Annotated in this window: 18 protein-coding genes; 10 read left to right on the top strand and 8 right to left on the bottom strand. The window is 68.0% G+C overall.

Translation table 11 applies throughout. The features are described 5' to 3' along the window. Positions 1-31: 31 nt before the first annotated feature. From ACJH7A_RS19750 to ACJH7A_RS19760, 3 genes are read left to right on the top strand one after another with little or no spacing between them, the layout of a single operon-like run. Positions 32-1,507, top strand: coding sequence for a septum formation family protein (locus tag ACJH7A_RS19750; protein ID WP_212807565.1), 1,476 nt, complete (start codon positions 32-34; stop codon positions 1,505-1,507). A gap of 2 nt (positions 1,508-1,509) precedes the next feature. Then, on the top strand, positions 1,510-1,860 hold the full coding sequence (locus tag ACJH7A_RS19755) for a metallopeptidase family protein (protein WP_212807567.1): 351 nt from the start codon (positions 1,510-1,512) through the stop codon (positions 1,858-1,860). Positions 1,861-1,909: 49 nt separating this feature from the next. Beyond that, positions 1,910-2,107 carry a hypothetical protein gene (locus ACJH7A_RS19760; protein ID WP_212807569.1) on the top strand — a complete coding sequence of 66 codons (198 nt, stop codon included), beginning with the start codon at positions 1,910-1,912 and terminating at the stop codon, positions 2,105-2,107. Here ACJH7A_RS19760 and ACJH7A_RS19765 read toward each other — a convergent pair whose 3' ends face one another. Both ACJH7A_RS19765 and pheA read right to left on the bottom strand, forming a co-directional pair. Beyond that, complete coding sequence (locus ACJH7A_RS19765) at positions 2,108-2,782, bottom strand: histidine phosphatase family protein (RefSeq protein WP_212807571.1); 675 nt, start codon at positions 2,780-2,782, stop codon at positions 2,108-2,110. Continuing rightward, entirely contained in the window at positions 2,779-3,684 is a 906-nt protein-coding gene (gene pheA, locus ACJH7A_RS19770) for a prephenate dehydratase (protein ID WP_212807573.1), read from the bottom strand. Before pheA ends, ACJH7A_RS19765 begins: the two co-directional genes overlap by 4 nt. A 121-nt stretch (positions 3,685-3,805) precedes the next feature. On the opposite strand from pheA, the gene ACJH7A_RS19775 reads away from it, so the two are divergent. From ACJH7A_RS19775 to ACJH7A_RS19785, 3 genes are all read left to right on the top strand, one after another. Beyond that, complete coding sequence (locus ACJH7A_RS19775) at positions 3,806-4,609, top strand: DUF2470 domain-containing protein (RefSeq protein WP_212807575.1); 804 nt, start codon at positions 3,806-3,808, stop codon at positions 4,607-4,609. Positions 4,610-4,700: 91 nt separating this feature from the next. Next, a complete protein-coding gene (locus ACJH7A_RS19780; RefSeq protein ID WP_212807576.1) occupies positions 4,701-5,468 on the top strand; it encodes a CPBP family intramembrane glutamic endopeptidase in 768 nt (255 codons plus the stop codon). A 162-nt stretch (positions 5,469-5,630) separates the two neighbouring features. Continuing rightward, positions 5,631-6,179, top strand: a complete 549-nt coding sequence (locus tag ACJH7A_RS19785) for a ferritin (protein WP_212807577.1) — start codon at positions 5,631-5,633, stop codon at positions 6,177-6,179. A gap of 10 nt (positions 6,180-6,189) precedes the next feature. Here ACJH7A_RS19785 and ACJH7A_RS19790 read toward each other — a convergent pair whose 3' ends face one another. From ACJH7A_RS19790 to ACJH7A_RS19800, 3 genes are read right to left on the bottom strand one after another with little or no spacing between them, the layout of a single operon-like run. Further along, positions 6,190-7,050, bottom strand: a complete 861-nt coding sequence (locus ACJH7A_RS19790) for a glycerophosphodiester phosphodiesterase (protein WP_212807579.1) — start codon at positions 7,048-7,050, stop codon at positions 6,190-6,192. A 4-nt stretch (positions 7,051-7,054) separates the two neighbouring features. Beyond that, the gene (locus ACJH7A_RS19795) at positions 7,055-8,002 is read right to left on the bottom strand and encodes a DUF4328 domain-containing protein (protein ID WP_244872730.1); all 948 of its coding nucleotides are present in this window, start codon (positions 8,000-8,002) and stop codon (positions 7,055-7,057) included. 59 nt (positions 8,003-8,061) lie between these two features. Continuing rightward, positions 8,062-8,406, bottom strand: coding sequence for a rhodanese-like domain-containing protein (locus tag ACJH7A_RS19800; RefSeq protein ID WP_212807583.1), 345 nt, complete (start codon positions 8,404-8,406; stop codon positions 8,062-8,064). A gap of 395 nt (positions 8,407-8,801) precedes the next feature. Here ACJH7A_RS19800 and ACJH7A_RS19805 point away from each other — a divergent pair, with 395 nt between their 5' ends. The 4 genes from ACJH7A_RS19805 (at position 8,802) to ACJH7A_RS19820 (ending at position 11,321) form a co-directional block, all read left to right on the top strand. Next, on the top strand, positions 8,802-8,957 hold the full coding sequence (locus tag ACJH7A_RS19805) for a hypothetical protein (RefSeq protein ID WP_212807585.1): 156 nt from the start codon (positions 8,802-8,804) through the stop codon (positions 8,955-8,957). 144 nt (positions 8,958-9,101) lie between these two features. Beyond that, a complete protein-coding gene (locus ACJH7A_RS19810) occupies positions 9,102-9,725 on the top strand; it encodes a superoxide dismutase (RefSeq protein ID WP_212807586.1) in 624 nt (207 codons plus the stop codon). 219 nt (positions 9,726-9,944) lie between these two features. Then, on the top strand, positions 9,945-10,475 hold the full coding sequence (locus tag ACJH7A_RS19815) for a peptidase (protein ID WP_212807587.1): 531 nt from the start codon (positions 9,945-9,947) through the stop codon (positions 10,473-10,475). 447 nt (positions 10,476-10,922) lie between these two features. Then, positions 10,923-11,321 (top strand): helix-turn-helix transcriptional regulator, encoded by a 399-nt coding sequence (locus ACJH7A_RS19820; RefSeq protein ID WP_212807588.1) that lies wholly within the window; start codon positions 10,923-10,925, stop codon positions 11,319-11,321. A gap of 48 nt (positions 11,322-11,369) precedes the next feature. Here ACJH7A_RS19820 and ACJH7A_RS19825 read toward each other — a convergent pair whose 3' ends face one another. The 3 genes from ACJH7A_RS19825 to ACJH7A_RS19835 form a co-directional block, all read right to left on the bottom strand. Next, positions 11,370-12,536: a hypothetical protein gene (locus tag ACJH7A_RS19825; RefSeq protein WP_212807589.1), complete on the bottom strand. Its 1,167-nt coding sequence runs from the start codon at positions 12,534-12,536 to the stop codon at positions 11,370-11,372. Further along, the gene (locus ACJH7A_RS19830) at positions 12,533-13,024 is read right to left on the bottom strand and encodes an ImmA/IrrE family metallo-endopeptidase (RefSeq protein ID WP_212807594.1); all 492 of its coding nucleotides are present in this window, start codon (positions 13,022-13,024) and stop codon (positions 12,533-12,535) included. The genes ACJH7A_RS19825 and ACJH7A_RS19830 overlap by 4 nt, the downstream gene beginning before the upstream one ends. Before the next feature lie 62 nt (positions 13,025-13,086). After that, positions 13,087-13,956, bottom strand: coding sequence for a hypothetical protein (locus tag ACJH7A_RS19835; RefSeq protein ID WP_212807595.1), 870 nt, complete (start codon positions 13,954-13,956; stop codon positions 13,087-13,089). Positions 13,957-14,616: the final 660 nt, after the last annotated feature.

The following is a 14,616-nucleotide window of genomic DNA, read 5'->3' on the forward strand; positions in this document are numbered from 1 at the left end:
TCTTGTCACACGTCCTACGGCGGCTGTCACAATGGAACCGATGTTGGACGCACCCCCGGCAGTCGAACAGGGCCTGGACACGCCCCCAGACGCGCCGAAGACGACGACCACCTGGCGGCAGCGCATGCATGGCATGCATGCCACCGGGACGCAGCGCGCGCTCGTCCTCACCGCGCTCGGCGGACTGCTCATCGCCGGTGTCCTCACCGTCATGCCGGACGGCTCGCTCGGTCCGACCGGACTCGGCTTCAACACGGGCCGCGTCAACGCCGGCCGTGTCAGTGACACCCTCGACCACGCCAAGCCCGGTGAGTGCTTGAACTGGCCGGATCGCTCGCCCGACGCCGTCGAGATCGTCGACTGCAAGAACGAACACCGCTTCGAGGTCGCCGAGTCCCTGGACATGCGGACGTTCCCGGGCAGTGAATACGGCCCCGATGCCGCGCCGCCGTCCGACGCCCGGATCAAACAGATCAGCCAGGAGCAGTGCCAGAACGCGGCGCGCGACTACCTCGGCCCGCGCTACGACCCCAACGGCAAGTTCGCGGTCAGCCTGGTCTGGTCCGGCGACAAGGCCTGGAAATCCAAGGGCCAGCGCCGCATGCTGTGCGGCCTGCAGCTGCTCGGCCCGAACAGCCAGCAGCTGGCCTACAAGGGCAAGGTCGCGGACGTCGACCAGTCCAAGGTGTGGCCGGCCGGCACCTGCCTCGGCATCGACCCGGCGACCAACCAGCCCATCGACATTCCGGTCGACTGCTCGGCGCCGCACGCCATGGAGGTCACCGGCGCGGTCAACCTGGCCGACAAGTACCACGACGTCATGCCGGCCGAACCCGACCAGCTGGCGTACATCAAGGACAACTGCACCAAGGCCACCGACGAGTACCTGGCCCCGGTGCAGCTGCGTGCCACCACACTGACGCTGATCTACAGTTCCATCGCGCTGCCCAGCTGGACCGCCGGCAGCCGGCAGGTGTCCTGCAGCATCGGTTCGTCGCTCGGAAACGGCGGCTGGTCGACGCTGGTCAACAGCGCCAAGGGACCGCTGCTGATCAACGGGCAGTCGCCCGTCGCACCGCCGGCCATCCCGGAGGAACGGCTGAACCTCCCGCCGATCCCGGTCGTCGAGCCGCCGGTGGACACGTCGTCGCAGAGCTCGTCGTCGTCCTCGTCGTCGTCCTCGTCGCAGGGTTCGCAGTCCGGCTCCTCCAGCCAGTCGAGCCAGAACCAGCGCGACCAGCAGACGTCGCAGTCGCCGCAGGGCAACCAGCACATGCCCGGCCAGACCGACACCTCCAACCAGCACGGCAACACCACCCCCGGCGGCCCTCAGCAGCAGCAGGGCAACACATTCCTCAACGGCCCGCCGCCCGCGCCGGCGCCGCCGCCCGGATTCGGCGCGCCGCTGGACGGACCGCCGCTCGAGGAGGCACCCGCACCGGCGCCGGCCGGACCCGTGGGTGGGGGCGCACCCCCCGGACCGGTGGTGCCCGCGCCCGCGCCGTAGCCATGCCTGTCCGTATGGGGCAGCAGCGGTTCGAGGAGCTGGTGTCCGACGCGCTCGACCTGATCCCGCCCCGGCTCGCCGCGGCGCTCGACAACGTCGTGGTGCTGGTGCAGCCGCGGAACCCCGACGATCCCGGCATCCTGGGCCTGTACGAGGGCGTCGCGCTCACCGAACGCGATTCCTTCTATGCCGGCGCGCTGCCCGACACCATCACGATCTACCGCGACGCCCTGCTCGACATGTGCGACTCCGAGGAGGAGGTCGTCGACGAGGTGGCCATCACGGTGATCCACGAGATCGCCCACCACTTCGGCATCGACGACGAGCGGCTGCACGAGTTGGGCTGGGGCTGAGCCGCGCGGCACCGCGGTTTTGTCGGACCGCGGTGCTACAACAGAGGTCATGAGCACCACCTGCCGCAATTGCGTGGATGGGCTGGCGCACTGCCACGGCACGGTCATCGTGCACGTGGGCCTGCCGGCCGAATGTACCGACGAGATGTGCGCGCTACCCGAATCCGAGCACACCCTGCGCATCGACTGCGACGTGGTCGGGTGTGGCTGCGCAGAACCCGCGATGGGTCTGCGCGCCACCGGATAGTCAGGCCATCGGGTCGGGCGCCGGCGGCGCTTCGGGGTCGTGCCCCGGGTAGAACGGCGGCGTCTTCGCACCCCACTGCACGCAGCTCCACCGGCCGTCGGTGATCGGGCTGAGCACCACGCATTCGGCGTTGAGCAGGTGATGCTCCAACGCGAAATCGGCGTCCACACCGGCCAAGTGGGCGGCCACCAGCCGGATCGCGGCACCATGGCTCACCACCACGATGTCCCCGACCCAGTCGTGATCGTCGAGGCTGCGCACGCGCAGGTTCGTCAGCACCGGCACGTACCGATCCAGCACCTCGCGGCCGGTCTCGCCACCCGGCATGGCGACATCCAGCTTGCCGCGCTGCCAGTCCTCGTAGATGGCGTCGAACTGCTCGATGGCGGCCGCGTCACTGCGGTCTTCCAGATCACCGACCTGCACCTCGTGGATCCCGTGCGCCTCGACCGGATCGAGGCCCAGCCCGTCTGCGATCTCGGCGGCGGTCTGCTGGGCGCGAGCCGCGACCGAATGCACGACGAGGCCGACGGGGTGCGCCCAGTCGATCCCGAAATCGCGAGCCTGCTGCCGGCCGAGTTGGGTCAGCGCCGCTCCCGGCGGCCGGGTGTCCAGCCGCTTGGCGACGTTCGCCTCCGACTGCCCGTGCCGCACCAGAACCAAACGGCCACTCATCCGCGTTGCCCCTCTCTCAACCCCGCCAACCACTGCGCTGCCTCATCGGTGACCGGCGGCGCCGCGCCGGCAGCCACTCCGGTCGGCCACGACCCCAGGTACCGCACGTCGGCCACCCGGCGGTGCAGCGCCTTGAGCGCCTCGGCGACCGGCGCGTCGTCGATATGTCCGACACAATCCAGGAAAAAGATATACGTGCCCAATTCCGTTCTGGTGGGCCGAGATTCGATGCGCGTCAGATCGATGTCCCGGATCGAGAACTCCGTCATCGCGGAGACCAGGGCACCCGGTTCGTTGCGCAACCGCAGCACGACGGATGTCCGGTCGGCGCCGGTGCGCGGCGGCGGCGGACCCGGACGGCCGACGAGCACGAAGCGCGTTCTGGCGTTGGGCTCGTCGACCACACCGTCGGCCAGCGAGTCCAGTTCCCACCGCGCGGCCGCGAGCGCGGTACTGACACCGGCGTCCACCAGACCTTCGGAAACCTGCTGCGCCGCACCGGCATTGGAGATCGCGGGCACCAGGGTGGCGTGCGGCAGCCGGTCTGCCAGCCAGCGGCGCACCTGGGCCGCGGCCACCGGGAACGCCGCGATGGTCGACACCGCAGCGGCGGTGACCCCCGGCCGGACGACGATGCTGAACGCGACGTCGAGCGTGTGCTCGGCGAAAATCTGCACTCCGCTGCCCGACGACAGGCTGTCCATGGTCGGCAGCACCGAGCCCTCGATGGAGTTCTCGATCGGCACGCACGCGTAGTCGGCGTCCCCCGCCCGGACGGCCTCCACGGCCGCGCTCGAGCTGTCACAGGCGACCGGTTCGAAATCCGGGTCGCCGGCGACCAACTGCAACATGGCCGCTTCAGTGAAGGTGCCTTGCGGCCCGAGATAGGCGATGCGTGCCACGCCGCAACCCTACTGGCTGCCGGTCGGCCGACGCCCGCGACGCGGGCCTTTCGATAGGCCTTGCGCCAACACCCCGCGATAGTTAACTTAGGCTTACCTCACTTACCAGCGAAGGCGGGACATGCGCGACCTCACGACGACAATCGCAGCACCGACCACGGCCGAACGTGTCCGCAGCGCGTGCGCCCGGGCCGCCGACGCGACCCTGGCCGCCGACGGCGTCACACCGACGACCACGCCCGTGCATCACCTGCTGGCCGACGGCTCCGTCGCCCTGACCGTGCCGGCCGCGGGCCTGCTCGCCGCCACCGTCACGGCCGCCGGGGCCGTTGGCGTCGCCGCCATGCTGGAGCTGACCGACCTCGCTGCCCTGCCGCTGCGCGAACGGGTCCGCTCCCTCGTCTGGTTTCGCGGACGTCTCCACGATGTGCCGTCCGCCCGCGTCCCGGCCATGCTCGACCTGATCGCCTCCGAGCACCCGCACCCGGCATTGCTGCAGGTCAACACCGGCTCCGGGGCCGGTGACACCGACACGCCCTACACGCTGGTCCGCCTCGAGATCGAGTCCGTCGTGGTGGCCGACGCCACCGGCGCCGAGTCGGTGCCCGTCGGCGCGCTCCTGGAAGCCCGCCCCGACCCGTTCTGCGCCATGGAGTCGCACTGGGTGCAGCACATGGAGAGCGCGCACCGCGACATGGTCGACCGGCTCGCCAGCCGGCTGCCGGTGACGCTGCGCCACGGCCACGTGCGCCCGCTGGGTCTGGACCGCTACGGCGTCCAGCTGCGCATCGAACGCGAAGACGGCGACCATGACGTCCGGCTGCCGTTCACCAAGCCCGTCGACGACGTCACCGGCCTGAGCCGAGCCATCCGCACCCTGATGGGCTGCCCGTTCCTCAACGGGCTCCGCGCGCGCAAGATCTGAGGGCGTCGATTAGCCGCTTGCGCGAAGAGCATCAGGACGATGAGCCGCTTGCGCGCCGAGCATTAGACAAGCGCCGGTTACCGTAGCTGCGATGACCGGGCCGCAGCAGGAACACACCGAACGTCGCGCGCTGCGCCTCGAGATCGCCGTGGTGCTGGCCGTGACGTTCGGCCTGTCGGCCTACACGGCCGTGGTCAGCCTGGCCGAGGCCGTCATCCTCGGCTTGTCGGGGCAGAAGGTCGCGCTCAACCGCCGTCGCTCCCCGATCGACTTCATCGACTTCCTGCTCAACCTCAGTCCCGTCATCACCCTGGTCGGCTGGGGCTTCCTGGCGCTGTACCTGTTGTGGCGCAGCGGCTTCCGGCCCGCGGCGATCGGTCTGGGCCGCTTCCGCTGGCGCCCCGATCTGCTGGGCGGTCTGGGCCTGGCCGCGCTGATCGGTCTGCCCGGACTCGGGCTGTACGTGGCCGGCCGGGCGCTGGGCATCGGCGTGGATGTCGTGCCGAGCACGCTCGGCGACACCTGGTGGCGGATTCCGGTGCTGCTGCTGATGGCGTTCGCGAACGCCTGGGCCGAAGAGATCATCGTCGTCGGGTTCCTGCTGACCCGGCTGCGCCAGTTGGACGTCTCGGCGACCAAGTCCCTCGTCCTGTCGGCTCTGCTGCGCGGCGCCTACCACCTGTATCAGGGTTTCGGCGCCGGACTCGGCAACATCGCGATGGGTCTGGTGTTCGGGTACACCTGGCGGCGCACCGGCCGGTTGTGGCCGTTGATCATCGGGCACGGCGTGATCGATGCGGTGGCGTTCGTGGGCTACGCGTTGGCCGCCCGCCATTTGGGCTGGCTGCACCCGGCGTAATTCCGGGCGAATTCCCCATCACGTCAGCCAAGCCTTACCTATTCGCATTCAGCAATTCGAATTAATGGATATTGCATACGTCACACCGGGTAAGGATATGCTTTCCTGAATTAGGTTGACCTTGCATGACAAGGCCATTTGACCTGCACTATCTTCACTTTCATGACCGACGCGACACGCCTCGAAACGAAATTCCACCAACTGCTCCAGGAACAGATTCGAAGCGAATTCGGCGCGTCTCAGCAATACATTGCGGTGGCCGTGTACTTCGATGGCGAAGACCTCCCCCAGCTCGCCAAGCACTTCTATGCGCAGGCCGTCGAAGAACGCAATCACGCCATGATGCTGGTGAAGTACCTGCTCGATCGCGACATCGACGTCGAGATCCCGGGCGTGGACCCGGTGCGCAACACCTTCGCCTCGCCGACCGATGCGCTCAAGCTCGCACTCACCCAGGAACGCGTCGTCACCGAGCAGATCAGCCGGCTGGCCAGCGTGGCCCGCGAAGAGGGCGACTACCTCGGCGAGCAGTTCATGCAGTGGTTCCTCAAGGAGCAGGTCGAAGAGGTCGCGACCATCACCACGCTGGTGAAGATCGCCGACCGCGCCGGCGAAAACCTGTTCAATCTCGAGGATTTCGTCGCCCGCGAACTGGCGGGCACCGGTGCTGCCGACCCGACCGCGCCCGCGGCCGCCGGCGGCAACCTCTAGGCGGTCAGGCCTAGGCGTCCTGCCCGGCGTCCTGGCCGGTGTCCCGGCCCGCGCCCGTCAACCCGTTCTGCAACCAGTCCTTGGTTCGGCCCGGGTGATTGGTGGCGACCCAGCCGACACCGAGATCCGCGCAGTAGCGCACGTCCTCGTAATGGTCGACGGTCCAGCAGTACAGCGCACGCCCATGCGCGGCGGCATGGTCGACCAGTTCGGGATGCTCACGCAGCGTGGTGATCGACGGGCCCACTGCCGTCGCACCGACCGTCGTCGCCGCGCTGCCGCCCAGGTATCGCGACGTCTCGCCGAGCAGCACGGTCGGCAGCATCGGTGCGGCCCGGCGAATCCGCCACACCGCCGCCGCCGAGAACGACATCACCACGGCGCGGGCGAGGTCGGCGGAGGCCGGCGCCGCGATGCCGTACCGGTGCAGCAGCGCGAGCACCTTGCTCTCGACGAGCGCGCCGTACCGCACGGGGTGCTTGGTCTCGATGAACAGCTTCACCGGCCGGCCCCAGTCCAGCGCCAGCCGGATCAGGTCGTCGAGGGTGAGCAGGCCGGCCGAACTCTGGCCGCCGTCGGCCCGGCTGGGATGCCATGCGCCGTAATCCAATTCGCGCAGCTGCGCGAGGCTCATCTCACTGACCAGCCCGGTGCCGTTGGACGTGCGGTCCACCTTGCGGTCGTGGACACACACCAGATGTCCGTCGCGGGTCAGCCGGACATCGCATTCGAGGCCGTCGGCGCCCTGGCTCAGCGCCAGTTCGTAGGCCGCCAGCGTGTGCTCGGGCCGCTCGGCCGATGCGCCACGGTGTGCCACCACGAAAGAGCTGTGGCGTGTGCCGTCCGTCCCGCCAGTGCCGTCCACGCCCATGGTCCTATGCTGCCGGTTCCTCCGCTGTGGGCTCAACCGGAACCGCCGATTGGGCACCTGATTCTTCGGCCTGCTCCGCGTCGACGACGACCCAGCGCTGTGCGGGTGCGTCGGCCTGCGTCCGTTCGAAGGCGTGATAGACGCGCAGGACCATCGCCAGCGACAGCATGCCCATCAGGTACGCGATGACCGTCACCTCGGTGCTGTCGGCGATGCCCTGCGGGTCCGTCGCGAACATGCCCACGATGGACCACGCGACGACCAGACCCGACACGGCCCAGATCGCCCACCAGATGCCGATCGGGCGGCGCAACGCATTCACGCGGTTCTCGGCCGTGGCCATCTCGGTGACGAACACCGGCGCGAGGAACATGTTGACCACCGGGACGAGGCAGCCGACCCACAGCACCCAGCGGCGGCGCGGCTCGGTGGTGCCGGCGCGGTGATAGGCCGCCGCGCGGCGGGCGATCAGCCAGTTGGTGAGCACGATCGCCGTCGCCAGCACCGCGAACAACGCGACGACGCCGGCCGCGACGCCGAGCCAGCTGCCGGCGAGGGCCACCCACGGGTTCAGCAGCACGGTGCGGTTGATCAGCAGCAGGACGTAGCGCACGACATGCATCAACGCCGCGGCGCCGAGCGCGATCATCGTGATGGCCGCGACCGTCTGCACCACAGCCGTCGACGGTCCGCGATGCGTCTGCTCCGGCGCGGCGGGCGGCCCCGGATCCTGGGCGAACTCTTCGGTCAGGCCCCAGCGCGGAATGTGGTCGTAATGCGGGGTCGGCCCCAACGGGGGCCGCTGCCGCCGTGGCTTAGGCGCAGGACCCGGCCGCACGGCAATCCACCGGTATCCGCGCGCCGACTTCGTCTGCCCGGCCGGCGCCTGCGCGTCGGGGGCCAGCAGCGGACCGCGGCAGCGCGGGCACCACTGACGCTGGCGATCACGCACGTTCCAACGCGTCGAGCACCGGGAACAGACCTGGATCACGGAACCAGCCTACGGGCCCGTCAGACGGCGCCGGGGGCGCCGTCGTCGGTGACGATCGCGCGACCTGCACCGGCCCACGCCAGCATCCCGCCGTTGACGTTGATCGGCTCGAACCCATTGCGCGCCAGGTAGTGCGAGACCTTCAGCGACCGGCCGCCGGCATGGCAGATGACGTACAGCGCGGCATCACCGTCGATCTCCCCCAGCCGGGCGGGCACCTCGCTCATCGGGATGTGCTGGGCCCCTGCGGCGTGGCCACGGGCCCACTCATCGTCTTCCCGCACGTCGAGCAGGACCGCGTCCGAGTCGAACGCGGTGGGCAACTGATCGACGTCGATCTGCGGCACGTGCACATCATCATCCATGCGTACATGCTGGCACGGGCGGGGCTCACGCCACCACAGCACGCCATGACAGCAATCGCAGAACTATCCACAGTTTCCACAGGTTCATCCACAGGGCGACGGGAGGCCCGCCGACGGCCTTACCGGCCACAGCGCGCCGAACGCATAATTGACTGGGGATAAACAAGGGGCCATTGGTCCCCGTTGATCAACAGGCCGACACGCGGCGTGAGCGAAAAAGCTTGCCGGGCTAAGTAAATCCGGGGCCGCAAATCCGGCCCGCCGCCGATGGGGCCCGATTTCCCCGTCCCGCCGGCAAACAGTTATGATCGGCGTCACAACATCGGGTTGTGACAATCCTCACTCCGCTCGAAATCGGGAACTCAGGGTTGTTCTGGCAGGTCAGGGAGTATGCAATGGCGGCACATCCGTTGCGTCCGGGTTCGGGCGCATCGCCCGAGTGGCAATCGGCGTTCCCGTCCCGCACACACAGCCAACTCGTCGCGTGTGTCCGCGCCGGAATCATCGCGCTGGTCCTGCTCGTCGTGCTCGTTCTGATCGTTCTGGTCTAAAGGCCCAACAGGCACCGATCCCACCCCTGTTCCGGGGGTGTCCTTGCGGTGCGCGCAGCGATGGAGCAATGTGGTCTGGGATCTGTGGACGAACCCCAACTAGGGTCGTTGATCCCGCACGCGATCATCTAAGGAAGGAATCCTGTGGCTGAGTACACCCTGCCGGACCTGGACTACGACTACGGCGCCCTGGAGCCGCACATCTCCGGTCAGATCAACGAGATCCACCACAGCAAGCACCACGCGGCCTACGTCAAGGGCGTCAATGACGCGGTGGCCAAACTCGAAGAGGCGCGGGCCGGCGACGACCACGCCGCGATCTTCCTGAACGAGAAGAACCTGGCCTTCCACCTCGGCGGCCACGTCAACCACTCGATCTGGTGGAAGAACCTGTCCCCCAACGGTGGCGACAAGCCGACCGGCGAGCTGGCCGCGGCCATCGACGACCAGTTCGGTTCGTTCGACAAGTTCCGCGCGCAGTTCACCGCGGCCGCCAACGGCCTGCAGGGCTCGGGCTGGGCGGTGCTCGGCTACGACAGCCTGGGCGGCCGTCTGCTGACCTTCCAGCTGTACGACCAGCAGGCCAACGTGCCGCTGGGCATCATCCCGCTGCTGCAGGTCGACATGTGGGAGCACGCCTTCTACCTGCAGTACAAGAACGTCAAGGCGGACTACGTCAAGGCTTTCTGGAACGTCGTCAACTGGGCCGACGTGCAGGAGCGCTTCGCCGCCGCCACGACCAAGACCAACGGTCTGATCTTCGGCTGATCTCACGCTTTCCGGTAACGGGGCGTCGCGCATGTGCGCGGCGCCCCGTTCTCGTTTACCACCGAAGCCCCCATCTCGCGAGCCGGCAGCCACATTCGGCCCACGTGACACTTCTGGCACTCGGGCCATCTTGCGTGCTAACGCGTCACTGCCGCACCCTGGAATCAGCGATCCACTGCCGTATCGACTGATTGCTGATCGAGGTACCGGAGGGCAGCCATGGAGAGGTCTGGGCAAGCCGTCGAGATTGCACCGTTCCATTCCGGCGGCGCGTTGAAGGGGTTCGTGGTGTCCGGCCGGTGGCCCGATTCCACCAAGGAATGGGCCCAGCTACTGATGGTCGCCGTCCGGGTCGCCTCGCTGCCCGGGTTGCTGGCAACCACCACCGTCTTCGGTACGCGCGAGGAACTGCCAGAACATCCACAGCCGGGCACCGTCGGCCTCGTCCTCGCGGAAGGGCCCGTTGTTGGCGAAGCAGCGGTGACACCGGGATACTTCGCCGACCATCAGCCGACGGCCCTGTTGATGCTCCACCCGCCCGCCGAGACGACACCCTCCCTACCGGAGTGCCACGGCGCCGCGTCGGGGTGCCTGCTGCTACCGGGACTGCCTTACCTGGGACTGGAACATCGCGCCGCGTGGGTCGAAGCCGAAGCCGACGGCACCATCACCTCGATGGTCAGCAGGGTCGGCGTCGATCCCATCAGCCACCCCGACACCGCCATTCTGGCGATGCTGCTTGCCGCTTGACCCTACAGTGGGTTAACAGCAAAGAGGTCGGGCAATTCGCCATGTCGCCGGCCGCCGGCCCAGGGCGCTCCCCATCCTGCTCACGCGGTTGCCACGTCCTGCCGCTCGGGTTAATCGTCGGTACGCTAATGGCAAACACTTCGGACGACACCGAGCGCCCGACACCCGGATTGCTGAATCATCCCCCGCCCGACAGCGATTGTGACGCGACGTGCAGCCGAGGTCCGGGCAAAATAGCACACGCGTCAAAATTTGCCTCATCAGGCCGTCGACCGGGGCCGGGATCCACCCCCAGAACCCCAGCTCGGAGCCCTTTGAGCCGACAAATTTGGTAGCTGGAGCGACTTTTCCGTGGTTTGCACTTGGTTCCCGGCGCAACTCTCGCTACGATAGTCAGCAAATAGTGACACTGACGCCTGCGGATATCGCTAAGTGGAGGAATAACCGATGAGCATGACGTTCGCCGCTCGGCTGAACCGGCTGTTTGACACCGTCTACCCGCCCGGACGCGGCCCCCACACATCTGCCGAGGTGATCGCCGCACTCAAGGCCGAGGGTGTGACCATGTCGGCCCCGTACCTGTCGCAGCTGCGTTCGGGCAACCGGACCAACCCGTCTGTCGCGACCATGGCTGCGCTTGCCAACTTCTTCCGGATCAAGCCGGCTTACTTCACCGACGACGAGTACTACGAGAAGCTCGACAAGGAGCTGACCTGGCTCGCCAACATGCGCGACGAGGGCATCCGCCGGATTGCCGCTCGTACGGTCGGCCTGTCCCCCGAAGCCAAGAAGGACCTCGCCAACAAGGTCGACGAGCTGCGTCGCCAGGAGAACCTCGACAGCTGAACTGGTTAGCCCGATCGGGCTCGACCACATTACGACCAGCGGATTCCGTTAATCCGCTGGTCGTACTGCTTTCACGCGACCGACAGACGCCTTCGCGGCGGTTCCGGGCGCATCCGCCTTACCCTGCCGATCCAGCTCGCGGTACTGCGCGGCAATCGCCAGAATCCACTCCCGATCCGAATACGTCGCGGGCTGCCTGAGCCAGCTCGGCCCCGGGAACTTCGTCCGCGAACCGCCCTTCGGACGGCTGCTACGCCCGTCGTAAATCCAGCTGGCCACCCGCCGCGCCTGCACATCCGGCGCCACGTCGACGCGTCCGGAGCCGGCGGCCTCACCGGCACCGTCCAGGACGGCGGTGGCCTCCAGGTACAGCGCATCGGAGATCAACGACATCTGCTCGGCCACCCGGAAGAGCAGCGGACCGCGGGGCCGCACACCGATGCCGATGTTCGGATGGCGGCGGCTCAACTCGGCGAGCAGCGGGGCGATGGTCCGCAGTTCGCGCCGCGCCCCGAACCAGTCCTCGACACTGGGCAGCAGCGAGCCGCTGGCCACCACCAGCATGGCGCAGCCGAGAATGGTCGCCGCCGCGCCGACACCGACCAGTTGCGTGCTGCCCACCGCCCGCAACAGGATGAAGGCGCTGGCCAGCACGATCAGCACGATGCCGACGCTGAAGACGAACAGGGCGCGGCCCCTTCGGGTGCGGTTGGAATTGCGCACCCCGGCCCACGCCACCAGCGTCAGCGCCAGCAACACGTACAACAACGGCAAGAGCCACGACAACGAGTTGCCGCCCGAACCCAGATTTCTGCGCAGGTACTCCTCGGGCGCCATCTCCGGCTGCTGCGGGGTCAGGAAGAACAGCACCAGGGTGAGCAACGCGATCGCCCCGGCGACGCCGTACTGGGCCAGGGCGATGCGGCGGATGACGAGCGGTTTACGACTCGACGATGCCGATGTGATCATCACGCAACTGCCTGCGGCACAAGCGATCAGCGCCACCTGGCTGAGCATGCTGGACACGTTCGGCCAATGCAGGATGGTGTCGAGCAGGAGCGTGAGCGGCTCCCAGTTCAGTGCCGCGACCAGGCCGAGGCTGCCCAGCGCAACGATCATCGCGGCACTGACGAGGGACTGTTTGTTGACCAGCGCCCAACCGATACGCAGGCCGGTCGCCAGGCCGAGCAGGCCGGCGATAACCCAGATGATCAACCAAACGCCTCGCCGAGACGGATCTGGACGATCGAGGAGCGGTCAGAAGGCAGCCGGCCCAGCCGGTGGATGAGCAACGCGGCGAAATCCTCGGCTTCCTGTTCGGCTTCCTCACCGGCCGGCCCCATACAGCCGGTCCGCTGATTCAGCATGTAGCCGATGAGATCGGAACTGGCCAGTTCCATGGTGTCGCGGGCGGCCTCGACGACGGACACGCCCTCATGACCCAGCACCAGGTGGCCGAGCTCGTGGGCGAGGGTTCGGTCACCGGCCGGCAGTCCCTTCTGCAAGAGGAACACGTCGCGGTCGTTGTACTGGCGCCACTGCCCACAGACGCCGGGCGGGAGGTCGGCCATGGTCACCTCGATCGGGCGGCCACGGTCCTCGCTGACTGCTTCGACGAGACGGGCAAGTGAGACCTCGCCACGTCGCGGGGCAAGATCCAGCACCGAATTGACTGCGCGTGTGACACGGCGGCTCGCGGGCATGCCGAACCCCCTTTCGCTGCGATTGGCACGGTTGCCATCAATTGTGCCGCAGACCCATTGCCTCAGGTCATAAATCGTGCAGTGCCGCTGCGGCGGACCACGTGACCAGCGCGCGCCTGCCGGTAGCCGACCAGGCCACCGGCGCCCGTCAGGATGAGGATGCCGGTGAAGCCGGGAACGGCCACCGCGGCCACCTCGCTGAGACCGGCTGCGCGCAGGTAGTCAGGATATCCGGCGCGGAACGCGGGTTCAGCGATGATCTCGTTCTTGGTGCCGAACGTGGTCGGCTGCGGCGACCGCACCGCCGGGAGTTCTGCCGGGGCGCTGACGACGACCGGGTTGTCGAGCTTCAGCGCGGGAAACGCCGGCGTATCCAGCACCGGCGCCAGCGGTAGGCCCGCAGCCGGCACCGGCATGCGGTTCGGGCGCCCGACGTTCAGGTTCATGGTCGGAACGACTTGGGCACTCAGCATCGACAGCGACGTCTGCATGAAGGGCAGCGACGTCGCGGCGTCGAGCGTCGCGTTGGTGAGCCCTGCGACGAAGTCATAGACCGGCTCGATGTGGGCGAGGACGAAAACCGGGATCGCGGCGAGCTGCGCCAGCACCGGGATGTTCGACATGTCGGGCAGCTGGGGGAGCTGATCCCACTTCGGCAGTCGCGGCACCAGCGACGCCAGCGGGATCTTCGTCAGATCGATGCTCTGCACGGCCCCGGTCGGCGACGTGTGGACAGCCGCGGACGGCAGGGAGAACGTCAGACCCATCAGGTTGATGCTGGTGGTCGGTCCGGCCGGGGTCGCCTTGACCGTCGCCTTGGTGGGTGACGCGGTCGGCGACGCGGGGCTGTCCGAACCGCTTCCCGGCTTGACGCCGCCTGCGGTGGGCAGGCCGGGCAGCTTGGGCAGACCCGGGAGCGACGGCAGGCTCAAGATGTTGGGCAGGCTCGGGAACCGGATGGCGGGGGCGCTCGCCGCGGTCGCGGGCGCGGGACCGGTCGCGGCAGCCGGCTGCGGTTGGCTTGTCCCGCCCGTCGTCGCGGGTGCGGTGGTGCCGGACGTCGTACCGGTTTCGGTCTGCTGAGTCGACGAGCCGGCCGACGGCTGATGTTCGCCAGCGGCCGCGTTCGACGTTCCAGAATCCTCGGGCCGCCCCGGAGAAGTGACATTATTTTGTTTGCTGGGGGCGTTGCTTTCAGACGCATTCTTGCCGGATTCACCGGTTTTGCCGGGGTCGTGAACACCAGCTTCAGAACCACTCTTGGCAACGCCGCCGGAGGCACCGCGCTTATCCTTTTTGCCCCCAGAACCGGCGCCCCCGGCCGACGGCGCCTGTGACTGGCCGTCCGTCGGCTTGGCCGGCCGCGCCGGGGCCTTGTGCCCGCCACCAGCGGACGAGCTGCCACCGGGCTTCGTGCCGCCATGAGAAGCCCCGCCACCGTGGCCACTCGAGTCACTACCGGAAGCTGCCGTATCAGCGAAGGCGTTCGCACCACCCAGGCCAGCGATCAACAGCCCAGATGCCATCAGCGCGGCAGCTGTAGCTATTCGTTGGCGTGGCGCCATCGTTCCCTCTGCTTTCATGGCATCAAA

The organism is Mycobacterium sp. SMC-17, assembly GCF_045310915.1.
GTDB lineage: Bacteria > Actinomycetota > Actinomycetes > Mycobacteriales > Mycobacteriaceae > Mycobacterium.